Source organism: Deltaproteobacteria bacterium, from assembly GCA_020845895.1.
Taxonomy (GTDB): domain Bacteria; phylum Lernaellota; class Lernaellaia; order JACKCT01; family JACKCT01; genus JADLEX01.
In genome coordinates this window covers 1-22,575 of the sequence record JADLEX010000125.1, presented here as the reverse complement: position 1 = coordinate 22,575, position 22,575 = coordinate 1, and the positions used below count along the sequence as shown (strand labels likewise).

Below are 22,575 nucleotides of genomic sequence, written 5' to 3'. Positions count from 1 at the left end.
ACGAAACCCCGAACACCGTTTTACGGAAGGGAGTACGAGATGAAGGAAAAATGGTTCATCCTGATGCTGGCGATCGCCATGTTCGCCTTCGCGACCGGTTGCGGTTGCGGTGACGACGATGACGACGACGACAGCGCGCCGGCGGACGACGACGCCACCGACGACGATTCGACCGACGATGATTCGACCGACGACGACACCACCGATGACGACACCACCGACGACGATACCACCGACGACGACACGACCGACGACGACGCCGATGTCGAGTACGACTCGCTCGTGTGCGACACCACGCAGCCCGCGGGCGTGAGCGGCGGCGCGATCGGCTCGACGATCACCGTGTACGTGTACGACGACCTGTCGTGCGACCCAATCGAGAACGCGACCGTGATTCTCAATGACGGCGACGCGACCGACACCACCGATTCCGACGGCATGGCCGAACTGGCGATCGTCGACGCGGCCCAGACTGTGACGGCGACCGCGACCGACTGCTGGTCCTGGTCGTACAAGGCCGACGCCGCCACCATGGTGTTCCGCCTGAAGTGCAACTCGACGGCCAGCTACACCGACTCCGACCCCGGCGACTTCACCGAAGGCGGCACGCCGCTCGGTCTGACGAACCCGAACCTGCTCCAGCTCTTCTCGACCCCGGTCACGCTGGGCGTCGCGCTCCCGGGCGTCTCCCGCGAGTCGATCCTTTACACGGACTTCTACGGCCTGCTCGCGGGCTCGAACTTCGACCTGACCCTCGACACCGGCGACGGCCCCGAGGTCACCGAGATTCCGGCCAACGTGTATCTGCCGAACCTCAACCTCGCCATTCCCGGCGTTTTCGAAGCCAGCGGCGAGAACGAGCAGTACGTCGTGCCGGTCAACGGCGACGCCACCACGAGTCCGATCGAAGGCTTCGTGATCCAGGTGCTCATCAGCTCGATCCTCAGCGACCTTGGCGCAATCACCGACCTGATCGCCTGCATCGGGACCGAGCCCGACATCCTCACCTGCATCGCGCCGCTCGTGACGCCGTTGATCAACGACGGCATGTCGTTCTCCTATGCGGGCGCGGTTCCCGATTGGGACGGCACGGGTGCTCCCGACATCGAAGTGCAGGACACGCAGGCCAAGGCCGAGCTCGACGTCAACCTCGCCAACGCCGATGGCGACTACGATTACCTCGCCATCCTCGCGGCGGAAATCCCGAACCGCGCGCTGCTGCCCCTGGGCATCGGCATCGTCGACAGCGGCTCCACGGCGGTCGATTACGCCGACGTGCCGAACGCCGACTACATGGCGGTCCTGGGCGCCACCGACCTGCTCCAGTCCGGCTTCACAAGCGCGAACTTCTCGTTCGCGATCAAGTACGCCGAGAGCATCGACGAGTTCACCGGCGGCGTTTCGTTCGACGGCGGCGCCGACTTCCTGCCCGCGTTCGACAGCGGCAACTGCTCGTGGGACGAGGCGACCTCGACCATCGAGTGGGCGCTCGAGTCCGGCGACACGCCCGACGTGTATCAGATCATCTACGTGCCGGATGACACCTCGTGCGAGCAGCTCCTGGCCCAGGTGCCCGGCACCGACACCTCGTTCGTGGTGCCCGAGGGCGCGTGCGCCGCTCCGTCCGCCGCGGACATCGTGGTCGTGGTCGGCGCGTCCATGCCCGACGGCTTCGACGGTGACGACTACAACCCGCTCGACGTCATGTCCTTTGACATCTCGGCCGTGAACCTGTGGACGAACCTCGACCTCACCGGTCTGTTCTAGTCCGCCCCTCCGCGAATCCACGAACCCCCGCCCCTCACCGGGCGGGGGTTCTCTTTTTGTAACGACTCGACCTGCGTGCGCGGTGGAGTTCGAACGAGTCGAGCGGTAAGATGGCCTCATGAATCGCCTCGTCCTTCGTGCTTTGAGTCTCGCCGTCATCTTTCTGCTGTCGGCGTGCGTCGCGTGTTCGGGCGGAGATTCGGGAGACGACGACACCTCGCCGACCGACGATTCCGAAGACGATGACGCGGACGACGACCTCATCGACGACGATGTTGCGGATGACGATTCGGATGACGACTCGGGTGACGACGCCGGGCCCACGCGGCCCTTCCGCATGGCCGCCGCGCCGATGCAGTACCAAATCGAACCGTACCACGTGGAAACCGTATTCGACTTCGCGGGATTCGACGGACGCGTGGATGCGGTCTCGCTGCACATGGATTCGTTCTTCGGTGTGCCGTGGGAAGAGTTTGCCGACGGCGAGGACCCACCGCAGGTGTGGATCGACACCATGAACGCGGCGAAGAGCGTCGTGGAGGCGCTCGGCGTGCCGATCTACCTGTCCTTGACGCCGCTCGACGGCAACCGCACGGGGCTCGCGCCGTACCCCGACGTGGACGGTGAGGGCCGTCTCATTACGGTCGCGGACTGGAACGACCCGTGTTACGATTTCGCCGCCGCGCCCGACGCCGCGCGCTACCGCACCGCGTACGCCAACTACATGGCGTACATGATCGACCTGTTTGAGCCCGATTTTTTCACGCACGTCATCGAATTGAACCTGTTCGATCACTTTTGCGAAGAGGGATACGGCGCGCTGATCGACTTCGCCAACGACTTGTACGACGAAGCGCGCGAACTCGCCCCGGAAATCCCGATCTTCCCCACCTTCGTGCTCGAGCAGCTCTGGGACACGGGTGCTTTCGGTCCCTGCGAGTTGCTGGACCACAGTTGCCTCGACGCGCAGCTCGCGACGATCGGGGACGTGAAGCGCGACCGGATGGCCCTGAGCGCTTATCCCATGTTTTTCGTCGACGACCCGGAGCATCCGCCCGAGGGACTTTTCGCCGATGTCGCGATGGCGACCGGAGAGCGGATCATGATCGCCGAAACCGGGCAGTCGAATCGTGCGATCACGCAGCCGATCGACGACGTGTGCACGCCGCTCTTCGTTTTTGACGATGCCGACGAGTCGGGCTTCCTCGACTTCCTGCTCGCGGAGGCCGAAACCGCCCACGCCGATCTCGTCGTGTGGTGGTCGCTCGTCGATTTCCTGCCGGACGGGGTTCTGGCCGAATGCCCGTGCGACTACGGTTTGGAGTGGTGCGCGATCTACGACGTCATGGACGCGATGGGGCCGGGCTGGCTTTCCGCTTGGTTGGCGTGGGGGTCCATGGGGATACTGGATTACGAACATAATCCGAAAGTCTCCGCAGCCATCTGGGATGACTGGCTGACCAGATCCGTCTCGCCGTAACGATTCATTCACCTCGAATCAAGCTGATGCGCCGATCTGTCGATAAGAGAGGATGTGGAAACGCGGTGCGTCAAGATATTCTCGCGAAATCAAAATTTCTTTGAAAAATCCAGTGGTTACCGAACTGCTGTGCCGACGATTTTCGATTGACGGACGGCGACGCGGCCCGTAAGATCCGTCGCGAACTCGCCCCTGCGGCGAATCGTCGCGGGCGAAACACGGAGTGAAGGTTCATGGGAATCACCTTCGTCCAGAAGAGCGACTTGGCCATCAAGCGTCCCCACGCCAAGGTCGCCCTCGTCCTCGCCGGCGGCGCCATCTCGGGCGGATCCTATACGCTGGCCGGGCTCAAGGCCCTCAACAACCTGATGATCAACAAAGACGTGACCGACTTCGACATCTTCGTCGGTCTGTCCGCGGGGGCGTTCATCGCCGCGCCGGTGGCCCACGGCATCTCGGTCGAGGAGCTGCTCAAGAGCCTCGACGGACGCAGCAACATCATCAGCCAGCTCAAGCCCCTCGACTTCTACAACCCGAACATCTCGGAATACATCAGCAAGCCGCTCGAACTCGTCTACGACGGCACAACCGCCGCGCCGCGCTTCGCCATCAACCTCGTCACGGGGCTGTTCAATCCGGAGCACCGCTACTGGTCGACCCTCGCGCGCTTCCTTCGCAAGCCCAACTGGCGCCGCACCGACGACCTGATGAAGGTGCTCACGCGCGTGACCATGGCCAGCTCGCACGTGTCGAGCCCGCTCAAGTACCTGCCGTCGGGCGTCTTCGACAACCGCTCCCTCGAGCGATACATCCGCAAGAATTTCGAACGCAACAACCGCAAGAACGACTTCGCCGAGCTGTACTACCGCCGGCGCAAGGCGCTCTACATCACGGCGATGAACCTCGACTCCGCGGACCGCGTGGTCTTCGGGCACGACGAGGACAACAGCCTGACGATCAGCGAGGCGGTGCAGGCGAGCACGGCGCTGCCCGGCTTCTTCAAACCCGCGCGCATCAAGGGCCACGAGTACCTCGACGGCGGCGTCACGACCACGGCGAACATCGACGTGGCGATCGACCACGGCGCGGAACTCGTCATCGTCTACAATCCGTTCCGCCCGCTGCACAACCGCCTGCTCATCCGCTACTACAAGGAGATGGGCACTTACCTCGCCGACAAGAAATACCTGTCCGACGGCGGGTTTTTCGCGGTGCTCAATCAGGCGTTCCGCGCGCTGCTGCACTACCGGCTCGAACACGCGCTACTGCGTTACGCGCAAAACCCGGCGTTTCGCGGCGACATCATCCTCATCGAGCCCGACATCCACGACATCACGTTCTTCGACATCAATCCGGTCGCGTTCTGGGAGCGCGGCAAGGCGGCCGAGCACGGCTTTATCTCGGTCAAGGAATCGATCGAAGAGCACTTCGGCCGCGTCAAGCAGATTCTCGGCGCGTACGGCATCGAGACCACAATGGCGTTCATCGACGAGGACGCGAAGAAGATCCAGGCGACGCCCTACGACGAAACCGTCATCAGCGTCCTCGGCAAGGAGCGCGCGAAGCGCGATATCCGCCTGGCGATGTAGGCGGGCCGCCCGGTTTGCGTTCGCGGCCTGTTCGTGGCACACCCGGCGCCGTGCCGCGACCCGTGCGATGTTCCCGAATCCTCTGCACGCTGCTGATCGTGCTTGCGATCGCGCCGCTATTCGCTCGTAGCGCGACCGCTACCGAATCACCCACCGATGCTGACGTCACCCAAAACCTCGAATGGATCCAGTCGCGGTTCGACAACGCCGAGCCCCGCGCCCAGCTCTGGTGGCGGAGCTGGCTGCTCTTCAACTCGCTCATGCTCGTCGGCAACGGCGTCGCGGCGATCGGCGCGCCCATCGAGGACGAGCGCTGGGCCCGCGGCGTGAGCGGAGCCATGGCGGGGATCGGCGTGGTGCATCTGGGCATCACGGGGCCGTTCGTCAGCCACGTCGCCGCCGATCGCATGCGCGCCTGGCCCGAATCGACTCCCGACGAGCGGCGGCAAAAACTCGCGCGCGCCGAGGACCTTCTGCGCCGCGCCGCCGTCGGCGAACGCAAGGGCATCGACTGGAAGAATCACGTGGGGTGCGCGCTGCTGTCGGTCGCGTCGGGCGGAATCCTGCTCGCGCGCGGGCAAACGACCGATGCCATCGCTCAGGGCGTCGGATCGTTCACGATCTCGGAGATCATGATCTTCACGCAGCCCCGGGCCGCCATCCGCGCCTGGGACGCATATTCGCGCGGGACAAATGCCACGTCGGTATCGCCCACACCGACGTGGAACGTGCTGGTCACGCCGAACGGCGTCGCGATCGCGGGGACGTGGTAGGTCGCTGCGGGCGCGATCTACACTTCCGACGGCAGCACCGGCGACGGCTTGCCGACCGAGATCAGCCAGAGCTGGTGAATGGCGCGGGTGGTCGCGACGTGCAACAGGCGGCGCGCCTCGGGCGTGTCGGGGTAGTCGTTGGCGTTCGCATCGGGGATGACGACGTAATCCCACTCCAGCCCCTTCACCTGATGCACGTCGGTCACGTCGATGCCGGGCGTGAAGGGGAATTCGCCCGCGACAACGTGCCGCAGTTTCGGCACGGAACGCAGCGCGTCGGCGATGCGCGCCGCGGTGGACGGCCGCCGCGCGATCACCGCCACGCTCGCCGAGCCCTCCCGGTCCATCAGGTCGGCCAGCGCCTCGGCCAGAAACACCGTCGTGTGCCCCTCGTTGGGGAAATCGCTGCGCTGCACCGGCGCGCCGTCGCGCACGGTCCGCGGCGGCTCGGGCGGCGCGAGGCGACCGAGGATGCCGTGCGCGTAAAGCGCGATCGGTCGCGCCGAGCGGTAGGACGTGGTCAAGTGATGCGCGGTCGCGTCGGACTCGACGCCGAGCAGCCGCAGCACGCGCTCCCACGACTCGAAGCACGACGACACGTCGATCTGCTGCGCCGCGTCGCCCGCAATGGTCACCGACGCCCCTTCGCGCAACGCCTCGCCCAGCGCGCGCAGCTCCACGGGCGCGAGATCCTGCGCCTCGTCCACCACCATGTGCGCGTAACTATGCAGCCGCCCCGCCGAGGTCTGCACGCGCCCCGTCTTGCGTCGCAGGAGTTCGAGCAGGATCGCGTAGTCCTCCACGTCGATCGTGCCCGCCTTGGCCTCGGGCGTGCCGTCGTCGAGCGAGCGCCCGTCCACCGTCTTCAGGCGCTCGCCGTCGATATCCGCGTAGCGCACGTTTTCGGTATCCATCGCCTGCAACCGCGTGTGCGCGAGCACCTCGTCGATCATCCCGGGCGTTAGATCGCCGTTCGACGCGGCGACGATGCGTTCCAGTATCGCGCGGTCGGAGAACAGGTCGATGCGGTCCGCGTCGAGCGCCTCGAGCCGGTCGCGTTCGGCGGCGAGCACGCGGCGGACCTCGGCGGCGAGGATCTCGCGCTTCGGGTCGTAGGGCTCGTTTTCGCCCGACTCGCGATATCGCCGTTCGACATGAATCAGTTTCGCGGCCGGGTTCGGGCCGCGCGCGCGGGAAAATTCGTCCGCCACCTGCGGCGTGTCGATCAGCTTGCGGCGCAGGCGCTCGGCGATCTCGGTCTCGCGCCGGAGCACGAAGTCGCCCAGAACCGACAGCACCGCGCCGTGGCGTTTGAAGCGCATCACGCGCGCGGGAGTCGATTCGCAGATGCGCCGGGGAAGGTCGCGGCACAGCATCCGGGCCTGCCCGCGAATCCAGTCGTCGAAGGTCGTGACGCGCACCTCGGACATGCCGAGGCCCGCGAGGAGCTTTTGCGACAGACGCACGAGTCCGCGCTCGGGCACAATGACAAGCATCTTTTTTGCGGCGAATCGCTTGCGGTCGCGGTAGGCGAGCGCCGCGAGCCGGTGCAGCGCGACGGTGGTTTTGCCGCATCCCGCACCGCCCAGCACCAGCAGCGACGCGTCGGCCTCGGCCTCGAGCAGCGCGAACTGTTCGCGGTCGAGCAGCGCCGCGACCTGCGCGAGCGCACGCCCCGACTGCCCCGTGCCGAGTCGCCCCGCGCCGAATCCGCCGACCGTGCGGCCGCGCTCGGCGCTGCCTTGGCCTCCCGCGAGACGCGGCAGCTCGCGCGGGCCCTCGCGCCGCCACGCATGGACGCCCTCGCGCACGAGCGAGCCGCCCGGCATGGTGATGCGCATGAGCCGGCCGTCCTCGACGGTGATCACGCGGCGCACCTCGACCACGCCCGACGCGGTGCGTCCCGGGAGCTTTTCCTCGTATTCGTCGCCCTCGCGGTAGTTGTAGAAGATGCGCGACACGGGCGCATGCCGCCAATCGATGACCGTCACGCCGCCGCGCGGGTCGATGAATGACGCGTGTCCCAGCAGAACGTCGCGCGCGGTGTTTCCCTCGCGCAGGCGCATGCGGGCGAAGTAGGGCGAGCGTTCGTCGGGCAGCGTCTGGCCGAACCGATGCGACGCGAGCGCCTGATGCGAATGGAGCTGGTCGAAGATCGCGGGAAGGTCGCTCACCGAGGCGAGCGCGGCCTCGTCGCGAAGATGACGCAGCCGCCCGTGGATCGGTGCGGTGTCGACCGCCCCGGACATCCGTGCGCGGCGCAGCGCCGCGTGCACCGACGCGAGCAGGTCTTCCTCCTCGCGCACGATCGCCCGATCGTCCTCGGTCAGCCTGATGGCGTCCGTCTCGCCCATCTCGCGCAAAATCCCCCAATTCGCGCCCAAGAAAAGGAGCCAGTTTACTCCGAAGGCCGCCCGGCGCAAAGTTGTGGGCATGGCACTCGCCCCCCGGCACAAGCCGCTCGATCCGACCGACGCGGCGCTCTACGCGCACGTGCTCAAGGCGGGCGATCTCGCGCTCGCGGCGGCGCACGGGGGCACGGCGCTGCGCGCGGCGATCGGCGTCGAGGGCCGGCGCATCACCACGGCGACGCTCGATATCCAACCCGCGACCTGGGACCGCCTCGTCGTGCTCGGCGCGGGCAAAGCCGCCGTCGCCATGGCGCGGCAAGCGTCGGATCTGTTCGGCGATCGCGTCGCCGAGGGGTGCGTGATCGCGCCGCTCTCGCCCGAAGAGGCGGCCAAGGTGAACATCCCGCACATCACCGTCCTGCCCGGCGAGCATCCGGTGCCAGGCCAGCACAGCGGCGGATCGTCGCTGCATCTGGTCATGGCGGCGGCGGGCGCGGCGAAACCGAAGACGCTGGCAATCGTCCTGATCTCCGGCGGCGCTTCGGCCCTGCTCACGCATTCCATCGCCGGCCTGCCGCCCCGCGAAAAAGCCCGCATCGTGGATGCGCTCGTGCGTAGCGGCGCGCCGATCGGCGAGATCAACACGGTGCGCCGCCATCTGTCACGGGTGAAGGGCGGTGGGCTGCGCCGACGGCTCGGTCCGGCGCGCGTCGTGACCTTCGCAATCAGCGACGTGCCGCGTTCGTACCCATGGGACATCGGCTCGGGGCCCACCGTGCCCGACCCCACGTCGACGGCGGAGGCCGAGGTGGCGCTGCGCCGCCACGTGGACGCCGACCTCGCCGAGCCGGCCATCGCGGCGCTGCGCGAGACCGGCGGCGAGACGCTCAAGCCGAGTGAAGACGCCGACTGGCGCGATCGCTTCCACCTCATCGCCGACAACGCCCTCGCCCGAACAGCGGCGGCGCACAGCCTCAGAGAACGCGGCTACGCGGTCTTCGTCGCGCCCGAGGACCTCGCGGGCGACGTGGAATCCGCCGCGAATCGTCTGGTGGCGCTGTGGCGCGCGCATCGGCGCGACGCCGGGCCCTATGCCGCGCTGGTCGCCGGCGGCGAGACGCAGGTCCGCGTGGGGGAGGACGCGGGCAAGGGCGGACGCAACCACGAACTCGCGTTGCTCGTCGCGAAGCGCATCGCGCCCGACGGCGGGCATCAGGTGTTTTATTCGCTCGCCACCGACGGCGCGGACGGCAACACCGGCGCGGCCGGGGCGATCGTCACGCCGACGACGCTCGCGCGTGCAACCGAGGCCGGGCTCGATGCCGATGCCGCGATGGACGCGCACGACACCGGGACGTTTTTCGCCGCGCTCGGCGATCAGCTCACCACCGCCACGGCCACCAACACCAACGTGATGGACCTGATGATCTTCGCCACGCGTTCGGAGCATCTGACGCCGTAGTCGGATCGAAACGTGCGTTTGCGACGTTGCCGCATTGCCGCGACAGAGCCGCGACCGTTCGCGGGCGGGCGTGTCCCCGAACGCCGCTCACCTCGGAATCAGATAATACATCTCGCCGAAGGTGTTGGTCGCGCCGGCGAGCATCTCGGCCTTGGCCCCGGTGCCGACGTACAGGTCGGCGCGGCCCGGGCCGACGATCGCCACGCCGGTGTCGTTGTCGGTGACGAACCGCGAGGTCATGACCGTCGAGGTCACCTTGCCCGCGTCGTCGATGACCGGAGCGCTGTAACGCACGAAGGCGATGGCGCCCGAGGGATATATCGATTTGTCCGTGGCGATGGTGCGCCCCGGCGTGAGGGGGATGCCCGCGGCCCCGGAGGGCTCTTCGTCGGACAGGCGGAAAAAGATGAAGCGCGAATTGCGCCAAAAATACGGTGTGGCCACGTCGAGGTGTTCGCGCATCCACTGCTTGACCGCGAGATAGCCGCCCGAAGTCAGCCCCGCGTCGATCATCAGTTTCGCCGCGCTCTGGAACGGATAGCCGTTCGTGCCGGAAAAATGCGCCGTTTTCACCGAGCCGTCCGGGAAATGCAGCCGGCCCGAACCCTGGATGTGCAGATAGTGCAGTTCGACGTAGTCGGCGACCCACGCAATCTCGAGCCCGCGTCCTGCGAGCGCGCCGCCCTCCTCGATCTCGCGGCGCGTGTGATACGGCACCAGCGCCTCGCCGACCTTGCGCCACGACCGCCCGTTTTTTTCGGCCAGATCGCCGGGCCGCGCGTAGAGCGGATACTGGAACGCCCCGGTGCGAACGGGCGACGCCTCGAGCACCGAGTCGTAATAGGCAGTGAAGTGCGCCTTGCCCGCGCGCTCCGGGTGGCTGGTGCGATATACCCTAAAGTGCGCGTTCACCTGATCGGAGAGCGCGGTCGGGTCCGGGTATTCCATCACGAGCCGCTGGAGCGTGCGCACGCCGTGGAGGAGCTGGCGGTGCGTGACGCGGCTGTTGCCGATCCGCACCGCCGTGCCCGGCGACTTGGCGAGGTGGGCGGCTTGACGGTCCAGGGCCAGCAGCAGCCCGCGCGTGTCGCCACGTTCCTCGAAACGCAGTCCCACGACCTCTTCCCACGCGGGCGCGGGAGCGGCGAACGCCGTGGCGGCCAGCAACGTGAGCGCAATTACAACCGACCGAAAACGCATGCCGTGCAATGCTATTAGGCGGCTTGGCGATTGACAACGGGGCGTTGGATCGGCCGATTTTCCGCCACAAACGACGTAATATGACGCGAATCATGAAACAAAAGTGAGCAGACCCGCTATTTTGGGAGGGTCTCGAAAACCTGCTTTGAGGAGGCATCACGCGATGCGGATGAGGAGTTTTGCGCTGGGATTTGTGTGCGTCCTGGTGGCCCTGCTGGCCAGCAGCTCGATGGCGGCGGTCATCACGCTCAACCCCGATGACGAGAGCAACAGCTACGGCTACATGCACACGCGCGTGTTGGAAGATGCCAACGGCAACATCCACATCCTGACGAAGCTCGACAGCAGCGTGGAAGATGGATGGGGCACGGACGACATGCTCGTCTACTATATGACCGATTCGGAAGGAAACATCCTCATCGACAAGACGTTCTTGACGGTCGGCCGTCGCGCCGGTCGTGCGGAAATGGCGCCGATCGATCCGACATGGGCGAGCACCGAAATCGCCATCCTGTACCACCAGCGCGTCGGCGAGATTCAGCTTGCGATCATCGATCCTTATCTGCATCCCATGGACGGCAGCGACGCAAACGCGACGGCGACGACGCCCGCGGCGGACGGCGGCAACACCGGCGACGGATCGATCGACGAGGTTTGGCCGGGCATGCTCGCCGCGCCGACCGAGGACTGGGACGTGGAATTCGACGGGACGGATTGGGGCGTCACGGGTTCCGTCTCCGGAGAGCTCGACAGCCGTGCGGACACCGACTACTGGTACCCCTACGACGCGGAAAGCACCTCCGGCTCGTTTCTCGATGCCGATCCGGTGGCCTTTTATATCACGCCTTCGGGTGATGCGTTCGTGAACGGCGACAAGTTCACGTTCTCCGTCACGGCCAGCCCCATTCTCGTGCAGGCGACGAAGGATCCGTTCTCGGATGACGGCGACGCATTCCGCGACGTTCACGGCCAGTTCGTCCACATGCCGTCGGGCGAACTGGGCGTGTTGTGGCGTTACGGCGACACGTATGACGAAGGCGCCGATCAGGCGATCGTCGGTCGCTTCGGCGACTTCTCCAAGTCGTTCGGCGCAACCCAGACCATCAGTGAAACGCCGTCGGCGGGCGGTTACGCCGATTACGGCGGCGGTGATTTCCAGGTTTCGGTCACGGGGGATTACCTGGATTTCATGTACACTGTCGTCCCCGATTATCTGGGAGATAACGACGGCAATGCGATCGAACTCCATTCCTACGAACGAGTGGAATCCGGAACCTTCGACCCAGTCGTCGCCCGCACGTATGTGTTCATGAACGACAAGGCGAAACGTCGATCATTCGTGAATCTGCCGAACGGCAATGTGCTCGTGGCGTTTCAATCTTACATGATCGGCGACAGCCTGACCGACACCTACACAATGGTGTTCGATCCGGCGGCGGGTGGCCTGAACGGCGACACGCTGACGCCCGATGTCGTGCCCGACGCGGACGGCGGCAACACCGGCGACGGCACGATGTCCGACGTGTTAACCTCGCTCATCGCGCCCACGGCGAATTGGACCGTGACCTGCACCGACGACACGACAGCCGGCTCGGAAATTTGGTCCGTCGAGACCGAGGACGATACGTATGAGGACGCGGAGACCGGCATTTACTACTTCACCGATTCGGGCGCGATCAGTTTCGTGATCGAGGCGGGCGGCACGGACTTCGCCGTGGGTGACACGTTCACCTTCTCGACGACCGCCTCGACCGCCGTGGTGTCGGGCCCGACGGCCGTGGACGACGGTCAAGTCATGCACCACCCGCGCCTCTACATGAACCCCGGCGGGCGCGGCATCCTGCTCGCCGTTCTGCACAAGGATGACGACAACGCCGGCAAAAACCAGCCGTATTACGCGATCTACGGCTACGACGGCGCGCAGATCGAAGAGCCGACGCAGGCCGCCAATATCGACAACGACGGCGACCTCGATGTCATGGAATGGCCGTACGACATGGGTGGTTCGATGGCCCACGATCAGGTCATCCTGATGTGGAACGAGAACGACGGCGTCACGAGCGGCCTGAAGCACCAACTATTCCTCAGCGACATCCCTGCCGATGCGCCGATCGTCACCTCGGTGACGCCGGCCGAACTCGACGACGCGACCGGCGGCGACATCGCCGTCGTCGGCGAAAACTTCGTCGATGGAGCGGCGGTGTTCGTCGGAGACAACGAAGCCACGGCCGTCACGTTCACCGACGCCGAGAATCTCACGGCCACCGTCCCCGCCGGGATCGGCGAGGGCACCTACGCGGTGCGTGTGGTGAACCCCGACACGCTCTTCGGCACGCTCGACGACGCGCTCACGATCGTGACGTCAGGCGACGACGATTCGGACGACGATTCGGACGACGATTCGGACGACGACGCGGGCGGCGACGACGACGCGTCCGGCGACGACGACGCGTCCGATGGCGGTGATGACGACGACGATGACGACGGCGGCTGCTGCGGCTGCTGACGTCCCACAATTCCGAAATACTTCGAACGCGGGCTTTGCGGCCCGCGTTCGGCGTTTGAGCCCTTCGTTCGCCTTGACCAATTTCGACGGTGCGAAGGGGAGAATATGGCGCGGATCATGTTTTTCATCCGCCAATCTAGAATATCGTTCTTGAGACCGAAAAACCTTCACCCTTGGGAGTTTTCATGGCCGCGTGGCGAATCGCTGTGTGTGTGACGTTGGCCTTGCTCGCGTTCGGCGGGCCGCTTTCGGCCGGCGCGGACGTCCTGACCCTGAATTCCGACCCTTCCATGGTCTCCGATGGGGATACGCATCCCGCGTTGCTGGAAGATCCGTCCGGCAACATCCACGCGTTTTACAAGATGGAAGCGGACGACACCGCTGAGCTGGGTTGGTCCGGCTGGGATCAGATGGTGTATTTCATGGTGGATTCCGAAGGAAATATCCTGATCGATCAGACGGTCCTGACGGTCGGGCAGTGGGTCGCCCGCATGGAAGTCGCATTCGTGGACGGCGTCGGCGACGATCCTCGCATCGCGGTGGTCTGGCACCAGGGCGAGGGCGAGGTGCTGATCGGCGTCATCGATCCGTCGCAGCATCCGCAGGACGGCAGCGACGCCAACGCCACCGCCACGACGCCCGTCGCCGATGGCGGAAACGCCGGCGACGGCACGATCGACCAGGTCTGGGGCGGCGCGATGGTCACGCGTACGGAAGACTGGACCGTGAGCCGCGGCGCGACGGATTGGGACGTGGAAGGCTCGGTGAGCGGGACCCAACTCGTCGCGACGGACGATGTGCTGTATCCCGCCGACAGCTATAGTTACAATGTGGATAATCCGCGTGTCGACCGAGTGTCGTTCCGAATCGATACGAGTGGCGATCCGTTCGCGGACGGCGACGAGTTCACGTTCTCGACGACGGCGAGTCCGATCCTCTCCGAGGCGGCCGACGAAGCGGTTTCCGAAGATGACGCGGTCATCTCGGTCCATCCGAAGTTCACCGTCCTGCCGAACAACGATCTCTTGCTCGTCTGGCGAAACGGGCAAGCCTATCAGGACGAAACGGACATGACGATCGGTTACCGCACGGGGTCGCCCGTGTCCAAGGCGTGGTCCGATATCGAAGAAGTGTGGGATTCGGACAGCGGCACCATGGCCAACTACGGCGGCGGCGATATCGAGGTGTCCGCCGCGTCGTACGGCGTGAACACGCTTGTCGTTTCCGAACCCTGGATCGGCGAATACGCCAACGTCCTCACGTATTTCGCGTTCGATCCGTCCGACGGCTCCTACACGGTCGCCCCGACGGACGTGTTCATCAACGGGGAAGTCAAACGACAGACCATTGAAACGATGCCGGATGGACGGGTGCTGATCGCGTTCCAGACCTATCTGGCCGATGGATCGCAGACGGAGTTGTTCGTCATGCTCCTCGATCCGGCGGTGAACGGGTTCGACGGATCGGCGCTCACCGAGCCGGTCGAGCCCGACGCGGACGGCGGCAATACCGGCGATGGCACGATGACCGATGTGCGCGTTTCGCTGTCGGCCCCCGCGGGGAACTGGACGCTCACCTGCACGGACGATTCGACCCCCGGTGCGGAGATCTGGTCGGTGGAAACCGAGGACGATACCTATGAAGACGCCACAACGGGAACGGCGTACAGCTCCGATTCCGGAGCCGTCGCGTTCAAGATCGAGGCGGGCGGGACGGACTTCGCGGTGGGCGACGTGTTCACCTTCAGCACCGTTGCCCCGAGCGGCGTCGCGATGGCGGCGACCAATGTCGATCCCGGCACGAACTATCAGCACCCGCACCTGTTCGCGAATCCCGACGGCGGCGGCGTGCTGATGGTGTTCAACGACAAGAACGGAACGTCCTACGATCAGGACATCTGGTACGCGATTCTGGGTTACGATGGCGACATCATCGAAGGTCCCACGCTGGCGCGGGATGTGGACGTCGACAACGGCGATTACGTGCAATGGCCGTTCGACATTCGCGGCTCGATGCGTCACGACCGCGTGTCGATCGCCTGGAACGAGTATGACAACATCGAAATGGGATACCGCTTCCAGCTGTTCATGGACGAGAATCCCGCGGCGAAGCCCGAGATCGTCGCGGTCGAGCCGGGCGAATTGGTGGAACCTGCCGGCGGATCGGTGACAATCACCGGCGAGAATTTCGCGGTCGGCGCAAAGGTCTTCGTGGGCGACACCGAGATTTCAGAAGTGACGTTCACGGACTCGGAAACGCTGGTCGCCAATGTCCCCGGCGGTTTGGGAGAAGGGCTCTACGCCGTGCGCGTCGTGAACCCCGACACGCTCTTCGATTCGATGGCCGACGCCCTCGATCTGATCGGCGACGCGGGCGACGACGACACCGACGATGATTCGGGTGACGACGACGCGGCGGGCGACGACGACGCGTCGGGCGACGATGACGCGGCCGATGGCGGTGGTGACGACGACGATGACGACGGCGGCTGCTGCGGCTGCTGACGTCTCCCCTTCCGGAAACACAACGAACGCGGGTCTTGCGGCCCGCGTTCTCTTTTCCATTCGCCGGATTCTTGACAATCCGGAGTGAAATCACCCATAAAACGCGTTCGCACCGGCCCGGACAGAAAAGAGGGAGTGGGGATGTCCGATCGGTCTCCGATCACCAAACACGGGTTTGAACGCCTCAAACAGACGCTCGAGCAGCTCACCAAATTCGAGCGGCCCAAGGCGTCGAAGGCTATCGGCGTGGCGCGCGAGCACGGCGACCTGTCCGAAAACGCCGAGTATCACGCGGCCAAGGACGCGCAGGGCATGCTCGAGGCGCGCATCGGACAGCTTCAAGCCCTGCTCACCACCGCGCAGGTGATCGACACGTCCACGATCCGCGGCGACCGAATCGTCTTCGGAGCGATCGTACGTCTGCTGGATCTGAATACGGACGAGGAGTTCGAGTACCAGATCGTCGGCGAGTTCGAAGCCGACACCGAAAACGGCCGCCTCTCGATCAAATCGCCGATCGCCCGCCACCTGATCGGCAAGTCGAAGCACGACTTCGTCGACATCGAGGTCCCGGGCGGCGTGCGCAGCCTGGAAATTCTCGACGTCGTTTACCGTTAGGACGCCGCAACCGAATTCCGTGCGGTCATGCTATCCTGCTGTTTCCGATGAATACGAAGACCGCCCACCTGCTCCTGCTGTTTGCGTACCTCGCCGTCATGGGTTGTGCGTCGGATGGCGGATCGGACGATCGCGGCGCGGCGGTGGACGACGACGCGGACGACGACACGGACGACGATTCCGACGACGACTTGACGGATGATGACGTGGACGACGATGCGCCGCCGCCGGATCTCGCCATCGCGTGCGTGGATTCTGAAGACGACGTGTATGTCACGCCCGGCAGCCTCCCGCCCTTTGACGATGGCGAGCGCGGGGCGATCGTGCGTTGCGCGCCCGACGAAACGGTGGACGCCGCAACAGTGGCCGAGCGACTCGCCGACATCGACGGGATCACGGTGACGAGCGGCTATCGTTCGTATCGCATCGCATATCGCACCGAGCGGCGCGACGGCATCGCGGGCGTCGGCACCGCGCGCCTGTTGCTGCCCGATTCGCCAGCGCCGGGACCGCTCCCGATCGTCGCCGTCGCGCACGGCACCGTGGGACTCGCCGACTTTTGCGCGCCGTCCACCACGCTCCGCCCGAGCGATGACCTGATCGTTCCATGGGTCGCGGCGGGTCTGCCGGTCATCGCGCCCGATTACGCGGGCATGGGCAACGAGGGCACGCAGGGCTACGGCTCCATGCCCGACACGGTGCGTTCCGTGATCGACGCGGCCCGCGCCGCGATTCGCGCGACGACGCCGGGCGCGCTCGACGGCCGCGTGATCGTGACGGGCCACAGCCAGGGCGGCGGAGCGGCCCTCGGCACGCAGGCGCGCATGGCCATCGACGGCGAGCCCGACCTCGAACTCGTCGCCGCGATCGCTTTCGCGGGCGACTATCCCGACGGCAATTCCGCCAATGCGTACCGCCTGCCGAACTGGCCCATCGACACCGGCGCGGGCGTCACCCGCGTGGTCGTCGCCCTCGCGCTGTATGCGGCCTTCGCCAATCTGTTCGGTCTGGATCACGTCGCCGAGGCTTATCAGCCGGACATCGCCGACGCGTTGATCGAATCGATCGAAACGCAGTGCGTGTTCGGCATCACGGCGACGCTCGCGACGCCGACGGCGGATTACACGCCGCCGGATACGGTGGGCGAGATGGTCGAGCCCGCGTTTCGCGAAGAGGTCGTGGACTGCCTGAACGACACGGCCGACTGCACCGCGCGGGCGGCGGCGTACACGCAGTGGACCGCCGAAAACGACGTGCCCATGGATTCGGACGGCGCACCGGTGCTGATGATCTCAGGGCTCGACGATGTACAGCGCACGCCCGTCGAGCAGGCGTGCCTGTATGACGACATGGTCGCCGCGGGCATCGACGTGCAGAGCTGCGCGTGGGCGGGCATCGATCACATGGGCTTGCCGGCGGCGGCGGTCGGCTTCGCGATCGACTGGGCGACGATGGGCGGCGGCGAATGCCCTACGGACGACGCGCTGCCGGCGTGTCCCTGACGTCGCACGGCCCGCCGGTATCCTTCCACGCGAGTGCCATGCCTTCGCCCGAATCGATGCGTTCGTGGTACCGGCCGATCCAGAACGGCAGCGTGAGATCGAGGAAGGTCATCTGGTAGCGCCCGTCGTTGGCGCCCCAATTGCGTTTCAGGTTGAACGGCGAGAAGTGCCAGATGAGATCGTGCGGCACGCGCAGCCCCACCGGCAGCGGCTCGCGGGAGAGCACCGTGAAGTCGGGATCGACGCCGGGTCCCGGCACAATGGGGATGCCGAAGAGTTCGAGTCCCGCTTCGCACTCGGCGATTTCGTCGTCGGTGGGCGGCGAGGGATCGTAGGGCGGCGCCAGCGGATTGGCCACGTAGTCGGTGCTGTAGTTGCGTTTCGGATCGAGCGGGTGATCCGCATTCAGCATGTAAGCGTCGAGCTCCCCGGCCGCCCATTCGCCGTAGTCGTCCACCAGCGGATCGACATCGTCGCCGACCGTGGCGGCGTAGGTCATGCCGAAATACGCGTTGTTGTCGTTTTCGAACATCTTGTCTTTGAACTCTTCGAGCATCGCCCGCTGGTGCTCGGCGGCCACCAGATCGTCGTCGATGTGCAGCAGCGTCGCGTACATGACCGGGTGAGAAAGATCACCGCCGATCCACGAACCGCAATAGGGATTTAAGAAAAAAGACCCCGCGGTGTTGAGTACGGCGAGGCCGTCGATCTCGTCGATGAGCTGGTTCTTGATGAAGTCGAGAAATTTCGGGTTGCCCGAGACGTGATACGCGAAGAGTGCGTAGTTGATCATGTAGATCACATCGCCGCCCCGGTGCGAGACGAAATAGACGAAGTCGATCGGGTGATCGCCCTCGCCCGCCATCTTCGCCGCGAAGTCCGCGATGCGAATCAGAAACAGCGGATCGGTCGCGTCCCAATCGTATTTCGGATCGACCTCGGTCGGCGGGTCCGCGGGGCAGCCGTATTCGAAATCGCCGGGATCGCCCGGCGGCAGCGCCTCCTGCACGTAGCCGATCATCGTGTCGATCCCGTCCAGGTCGATATCGTCGGGATCCGGATGGAATCCGCCCGACGACGTGAGGTACTGCACGGCGAGGCGGCCCAGCGCGCTGTCGGACAGGTGCGTGATGCGCATTTTGCGAAGGCGCGTCACGTTGCACACCGCGTTGTCGGCGATCTCGTCTTTCAGGGCCTGGTGCTCGCCGCGCAGCAGATCGTACGCGAGCTGCATGCCGACCAGCGCTGCGGAATAGGCGTCCTGGCTCGGGCTGCCTTCGAGCAACGGCGTCGTGGCGAGATCGGGCGTGGTGTCGTGGTCGAGGTCCGCGCCCTCGTAATAATACGCGGGCACGAGGTCGTGCAGTTCGGGCGCGAGGGTGTAGAGCACGTGGTTCGTGCGTTCCTTGTATTCGCGCAGATTGTATTCCGGGTGGCCGGGCGGGATCGGCACGCCGTCGTCGAGCATGGCCGCGACCGAGCGGATCATGTAGCCGGCCACGTCGGTCACGCGCCAGTTGAGCAAAAGCGTGTTCGCGTAATCGACCATGCGTGCGTAATCGGCGTCGGTCCCGGTGGCCGCGAAACGCAGCGACGCGGCGGACAGCGCCATGCTCGCGTAATACGCTCCGTCGCCCCAGTCGGCGTATTCTTCGAACGCGGCGGGATTGCTCCACACGTCGCGGTCGGTGCCCGGCGGCATGCCGGCGGTTGTGTGAACCGTCAGCATCGTGCTGTCGGATTTGTGCTGGAGATCGTGGTATCGCTCGTGGTGATAGATGCGTTTGATGAATTCGGGCGGATCGTCGGTGAAATCGCCCGCGCCCGCGTCGTAGATCGCGCAGACATGCTCGGTGCCGCCGCGGCATTCGGTCTGGTCGATGATCGCGCAGGACTCGACCTCCCCCGGCAGGACCGATGGCCCCGCGGTCAGCGCATCGTGGACTTCGAGATCGAACCCATCGTCGTCCGCGTCGTCATCTTCCGAGTCGTCGTCCGGAAGCGGCGGCCACGTATCGTCGTCGGCATCGTCGTTGCCTGTGTCGTCATCCGTCGCGTCGTCGTCGCCTGTAGCGCCGGAATCCGACGAAAGCGAATCGCCGTCATTGTCACCGCAGTCGCAACCGGCAAACGCGACGAGCATCGAGAATGCGACGAGTGTCTGCCACAACCGTTCGGATTCGCGCTGCACGGCAACCTCTAACGTCGAATATCGACATATTGTACGCGAAAAACGTGATCGCAGCTTCCGTCACCGGAGTCGCCCACTTCACGCGAAGTGGTCGCTTGGGCTCGCTTTATGGACCAAGGCAATCCGCGGAGTCGGGTCTCTCCACCCGATAGACCGCGAATCGCCCGTCGCCCGAGCGGAAGACCCGCGTGAACGTGAAACCGAGGCGCTCGGCCTTCGTCTCGTCGGGGAGCTCGAGCACCGGCGCGAAATCGACCGGGTTGTCCGGCTCGTATGCGAGATACCGGACGCACGGTTCGTCGAGCAACTTCCGCAAGTCATCCTCGTCGAACGCCCCGCCAGGCCCCGGCGCGGCCAGCACCGCCCGGCCGTCCGCCAGATCGGCGTGCACAAGCAGCCAGCCCTGCAGGCTCGTTCCGATCACCACGCGCTCGGGCCGGCGGGGGGTCTCGCGCAGAAACGCAGCCTGTTCCACCGCCCCGCCGGGGACGGCGAAGCGCGTGTTGTCGGCGAGCGTGACGATCGTCGAGAGACCGATGAGGATCACCGACATCCCCGACGCGATGAACTTCTCGAACCGACGTCCGTTCAGCCGGCGAACGAGTTCCGCCGCGGCCTGCGGGATCAGCATCACCACGAGCGGCATGACGTATTTGGTTTCGTTCGTGCCCATCGCGCCACGCAGGGTCTGCGTCTCGAAGACCGCGAAGGTCCACGCGGCGCTCGCCATCAGCGCCCACGCCCGGCGCGTGCGACGCAGCGTGATGAACGCGGCGAGAGCGAGCAACGCGGTGGGAAGCGGTGCGTCGTGGGCGAGCACCGCCGGCCAGGCGATCGCGCGCTCGAAGAGTGAGAGCCCCGCCATGTGGATCGCCGACACACCCTGCGAGATGCCGAGGAAATTCAGCGGATCGCCCGTTTGCCGCCACTGCCACACGCACCACGCCACCGGAAACACCGCGCTCGCGGCGACAAACGCGAGCCCCGCGCGCCGCGCGCGCAAGAGCGCGAGCCCCGCGACCATCGGCAGCACGGCCCAGATCTCGAACCGCGTGGCCGCCGCGATCGTGAACGCGAAACCCGCGAGAGCGGCGAGTCCGACGCGCTCGGGGTTCGTCCACCACCGGTCCCATGCGAGAAACGCCGCCATGACGAGCGCCGCGTAGGGCATCATGTCGAGGCCCACGACCGAAAGTCGAATGCCGTGCGGGTGCACCGAGAGCAGCACGAGGGCGAGCACGGCCTCGCGCACGCCGAAGATTCGCCGCGCGAGAACCGCGACGATCCAGAACAGTGCGAGAGAGGAAATGAGTGACAGCAGGCGCGGCGCGAGAATCGGGTCGGGCACAAGGGCCATCGTCGCGGCGGTGAGGTAATAACCGACGGGGCCGTACGCGGCGTCGGGCACGACCTCGAAGTTCGCGAGCCAGCGCTCGACGAACAAGCCGCGGTCGTACGCGTTGTGGTGGAAGTCGATGCCGTTGTCGGACGCCGCGAAGACCGCGAGACGCACGGCGACGTACGCGGCGAATACGACCACCGGCGCGACGCGCCAGCCCCGCCAGTTTTCGTCGGGGAGCATCACGCGACCCCGGGCCGGTTCATGCGGGAGATCCGGTCAGATAGTCGCGCAGGGCTTCACGCCACGGGCGCATCGTAAAGCCGATCGCGCGCGTGAGCCGGGAACAGTCGAGCACCGAATAAGCAGGGCGTTTGGCTTTGGTGGGGTAGCGGTCGCTCGTGCAGGGAACGACCTCGACACCCTCGATTCCGGCCAGCTCCACCACCGCGCACGCGAGGTCGTACCACGTCGCCTGCCCCGCGTTGACTGCGTTGAAGATCCCCGTCTCGACGCCATGCGTGACGCGCACGATGGTCTCGGCGAGATCGGTCGCATATGTCGGACAGCCGGTCTGGTCGTTCACCACTTCGAGACGATGATGTTCGCGCGCCTTTCGGCGAATGGTGTCCACGAAGTTGCGTCCGAGCCGACCATAGAGCCATGCGGTCCGGATGATGACCGCGTTTTGCGCGCCGGATTCCAGCACCGCGCGCTCGCCGTCGAGTTTCGTCCGCGCGTAAACCGAAATGGGATTCGGCTCGGCGTCTTCCGTGATCGGCGCGCGCGCCGTTCCATCGAATACATAGTCGGTGGAGATGTGCACGAAGCGGCGGTTCTTTTTTGCGCACGCGCGGGCGAGATGTGCCGGGATGTCGACATTGGCCCGCCGCGCCGCGTCCAGATTCGCCGGATCTTCCGCGCCCTCGACGTCGGTGTACCCCGCGCAGTTGATGACCACGCCGGGACGCATGTCGTCCATCATCCACGCGACCGTCTTTTCGTCGGAAAGATCGCCTTCGGCGACGTCCCATTCGACGACATTGTGACGATAAGCGCGCAACGCGCCCGCTACCGCGCGTCCGAGCATCCCCCTCGCGCCCGCCACCACAATTCGACTCATCGCGTTCCCAGGTCCCTTTTCACGGCGTCCCCGCTCCCTTTCGCGCTCTCGATGTTCGAAGATCGCCGCGATTATAGTTCATCGTGAGGATTTTGCACGGTGGGTCGACAGGCCGGGAACGGCGTCTTCACCCTCCGTTGACCTCGACCGGCGGCCCGGAAGGGCGGGGG

At 65.6% G+C, this 22,575-nt stretch carries 14 protein-coding genes; 9 read left to right on the top strand and 5 right to left on the bottom strand.

What is annotated here, in order from left to right; all coding sequences use genetic code 11:
- Positions 1-39: 39 nt before the first annotated feature.
- The 4 genes from IT350_17075 (at position 40) to IT350_17060 (ending at position 5,609) form a co-directional block, all read left to right on the top strand.
- The gene (locus IT350_17075) at positions 40-1,767 is read left to right on the top strand and encodes a hypothetical protein (GenBank protein MCC6159768.1); all 1,728 of its coding nucleotides are present in this window, start codon (positions 40-42) and stop codon (positions 1,765-1,767) included.
- 118 nt (positions 1,768-1,885) lie between these two features.
- The gene (locus IT350_17070; GenBank protein MCC6159767.1) at positions 1,886-3,247 is read left to right on the top strand and encodes a hypothetical protein; all 1,362 of its coding nucleotides are present in this window, start codon (positions 1,886-1,888) and stop codon (positions 3,245-3,247) included.
- Between the two features lie 233 nt (positions 3,248-3,480).
- Positions 3,481-4,836, top strand: a complete 1,356-nt coding sequence (locus tag IT350_17065; GenBank protein ID MCC6159766.1) for a patatin-like phospholipase family protein — start codon at positions 3,481-3,483, stop codon at positions 4,834-4,836.
- Positions 4,837-4,886: 50 nt separating this feature from the next.
- Positions 4,887-5,609, top strand: a complete 723-nt coding sequence (locus IT350_17060) for a hypothetical protein (protein ID MCC6159765.1) — start codon at positions 4,887-4,889, stop codon at positions 5,607-5,609.
- A gap of 17 nt (positions 5,610-5,626) precedes the next feature.
- On the opposite strand, the gene IT350_17055 is transcribed toward IT350_17060, so the two are convergent.
- Positions 5,627-7,963: an ATP-binding domain-containing protein gene (locus tag IT350_17055; protein ID MCC6159764.1), complete on the bottom strand. Its 2,337-nt coding sequence runs from the start codon at positions 7,961-7,963 to the stop codon at positions 5,627-5,629.
- Between the two features lie 79 nt (positions 7,964-8,042).
- Here IT350_17055 and IT350_17050 point away from each other — a divergent pair, with 79 nt between their 5' ends.
- On the top strand, positions 8,043-9,422 hold the full coding sequence (locus IT350_17050) for a DUF4147 domain-containing protein (protein MCC6159763.1): 1,380 nt from the start codon (positions 8,043-8,045) through the stop codon (positions 9,420-9,422).
- 87 nt (positions 9,423-9,509) lie between these two features.
- Here the strand turns inward: IT350_17050 and IT350_17045 are convergent, their stop codons facing one another.
- On the bottom strand, positions 9,510-10,622 hold the full coding sequence (locus tag IT350_17045) for an MltA domain-containing protein (protein ID MCC6159762.1): 1,113 nt from the start codon (positions 10,620-10,622) through the stop codon (positions 9,510-9,512).
- 163 nt (positions 10,623-10,785) lie between these two features.
- Here IT350_17045 and IT350_17040 point away from each other — a divergent pair, with 163 nt between their 5' ends.
- The 4 genes from IT350_17040 (at position 10,786) to IT350_17025 (ending at position 17,752) form a co-directional block, all read left to right on the top strand.
- On the top strand, positions 10,786-13,128 hold the full coding sequence (locus tag IT350_17040) for an IPT/TIG domain-containing protein (protein MCC6159761.1): 2,343 nt from the start codon (positions 10,786-10,788) through the stop codon (positions 13,126-13,128).
- Positions 13,129-13,313: 185 nt separating this feature from the next.
- Positions 13,314-15,632: an IPT/TIG domain-containing protein gene (locus IT350_17035; GenBank protein MCC6159760.1), complete on the top strand. Its 2,319-nt coding sequence runs from the start codon at positions 13,314-13,316 to the stop codon at positions 15,630-15,632.
- A gap of 141 nt (positions 15,633-15,773) precedes the next feature.
- Complete coding sequence (gene greA / locus IT350_17030; GenBank protein MCC6159759.1) at positions 15,774-16,250, top strand: transcription elongation factor GreA; 477 nt, start codon at positions 15,774-15,776, stop codon at positions 16,248-16,250.
- Between the two features lie 47 nt (positions 16,251-16,297).
- Entirely contained in the window at positions 16,298-17,752 is a 1,455-nt protein-coding gene (locus IT350_17025) for a hypothetical protein (GenBank protein MCC6159758.1), read from the top strand.
- Here the strand turns inward: IT350_17025 and IT350_17020 are convergent.
- The 3 genes from IT350_17020 to rfbD all read right to left on the bottom strand — a co-directional run bounded on the left by IT350_17020 (position 17,721) and on the right by rfbD (position 22,405).
- The gene (locus IT350_17020; protein ID MCC6159757.1) at positions 17,721-19,943 is read right to left on the bottom strand and encodes a hypothetical protein; all 2,223 of its coding nucleotides are present in this window, start codon (positions 19,941-19,943) and stop codon (positions 17,721-17,723) included. The genes IT350_17025 and IT350_17020 overlap by 32 nt on opposite strands.
- A 106-nt stretch (positions 19,944-20,049) precedes the next feature.
- Positions 20,050-21,525, bottom strand: a complete 1,476-nt coding sequence (locus tag IT350_17015) for a glycosyltransferase family 39 protein (GenBank protein ID MCC6159756.1) — start codon at positions 21,523-21,525, stop codon at positions 20,050-20,052.
- 19 nt (positions 21,526-21,544) lie between these two features.
- On the bottom strand, positions 21,545-22,405 hold the full coding sequence (gene rfbD, locus IT350_17010; protein MCC6159755.1) for a dTDP-4-dehydrorhamnose reductase: 861 nt from the start codon (positions 22,403-22,405) through the stop codon (positions 21,545-21,547).
- Positions 22,406-22,575 lie beyond the last annotated feature (170 nt).

Excerpts from the sequence above, each read along its gene's own strand:
- IT350_17075 (MCC6159768.1), top strand. The coding sequence starts at position 40 with ATGAAGGAAAAATGGTTCATCCTGATGCTGGCGATCGCCATGTTCGCC.
- IT350_17070 (MCC6159767.1), top strand. The coding sequence starts at position 1,886 with ATGAATCGCCTCGTCCTTCGTGCTTTGAGTCTCGCCGTCATCTTTCTG.
- IT350_17065 (MCC6159766.1), top strand. The coding sequence starts at position 3,481 with ATGGGAATCACCTTCGTCCAGAAGAGCGACTTGGCCATCAAGCGTCCC.
- IT350_17055 (MCC6159764.1), bottom strand. The coding sequence starts at position 7,963 with ATGGGCGAGACGGACGCCATCAGGCTGACCGAGGACGATCGGGCGATC.
- IT350_17050 (MCC6159763.1), top strand. The coding sequence starts at position 8,043 with ATGGCACTCGCCCCCCGGCACAAGCCGCTCGATCCGACCGACGCGGCG.
- IT350_17045 (MCC6159762.1), bottom strand. The coding sequence starts at position 10,622 with ATGCGTTTTCGGTCGGTTGTAATTGCGCTCACGTTGCTGGCCGCCACG.
- IT350_17040 (MCC6159761.1), top strand. The coding sequence starts at position 10,786 with ATGCGGATGAGGAGTTTTGCGCTGGGATTTGTGTGCGTCCTGGTGGCC.
- IT350_17035 (MCC6159760.1), top strand. The coding sequence starts at position 13,314 with ATGGCCGCGTGGCGAATCGCTGTGTGTGTGACGTTGGCCTTGCTCGCG.
- greA (MCC6159759.1), top strand. The coding sequence starts at position 15,774 with ATGTCCGATCGGTCTCCGATCACCAAACACGGGTTTGAACGCCTCAAA.
- IT350_17025 (MCC6159758.1), top strand. The coding sequence starts at position 16,298 with ATGAATACGAAGACCGCCCACCTGCTCCTGCTGTTTGCGTACCTCGCC.
- IT350_17015 (MCC6159756.1), bottom strand. The coding sequence starts at position 21,525 with ATGCTCCCCGACGAAAACTGGCGGGGCTGGCGCGTCGCGCCGGTGGTC.
- rfbD (MCC6159755.1), bottom strand. The coding sequence starts at position 22,405 with ATGAGTCGAATTGTGGTGGCGGGCGCGAGGGGGATGCTCGGACGCGCG.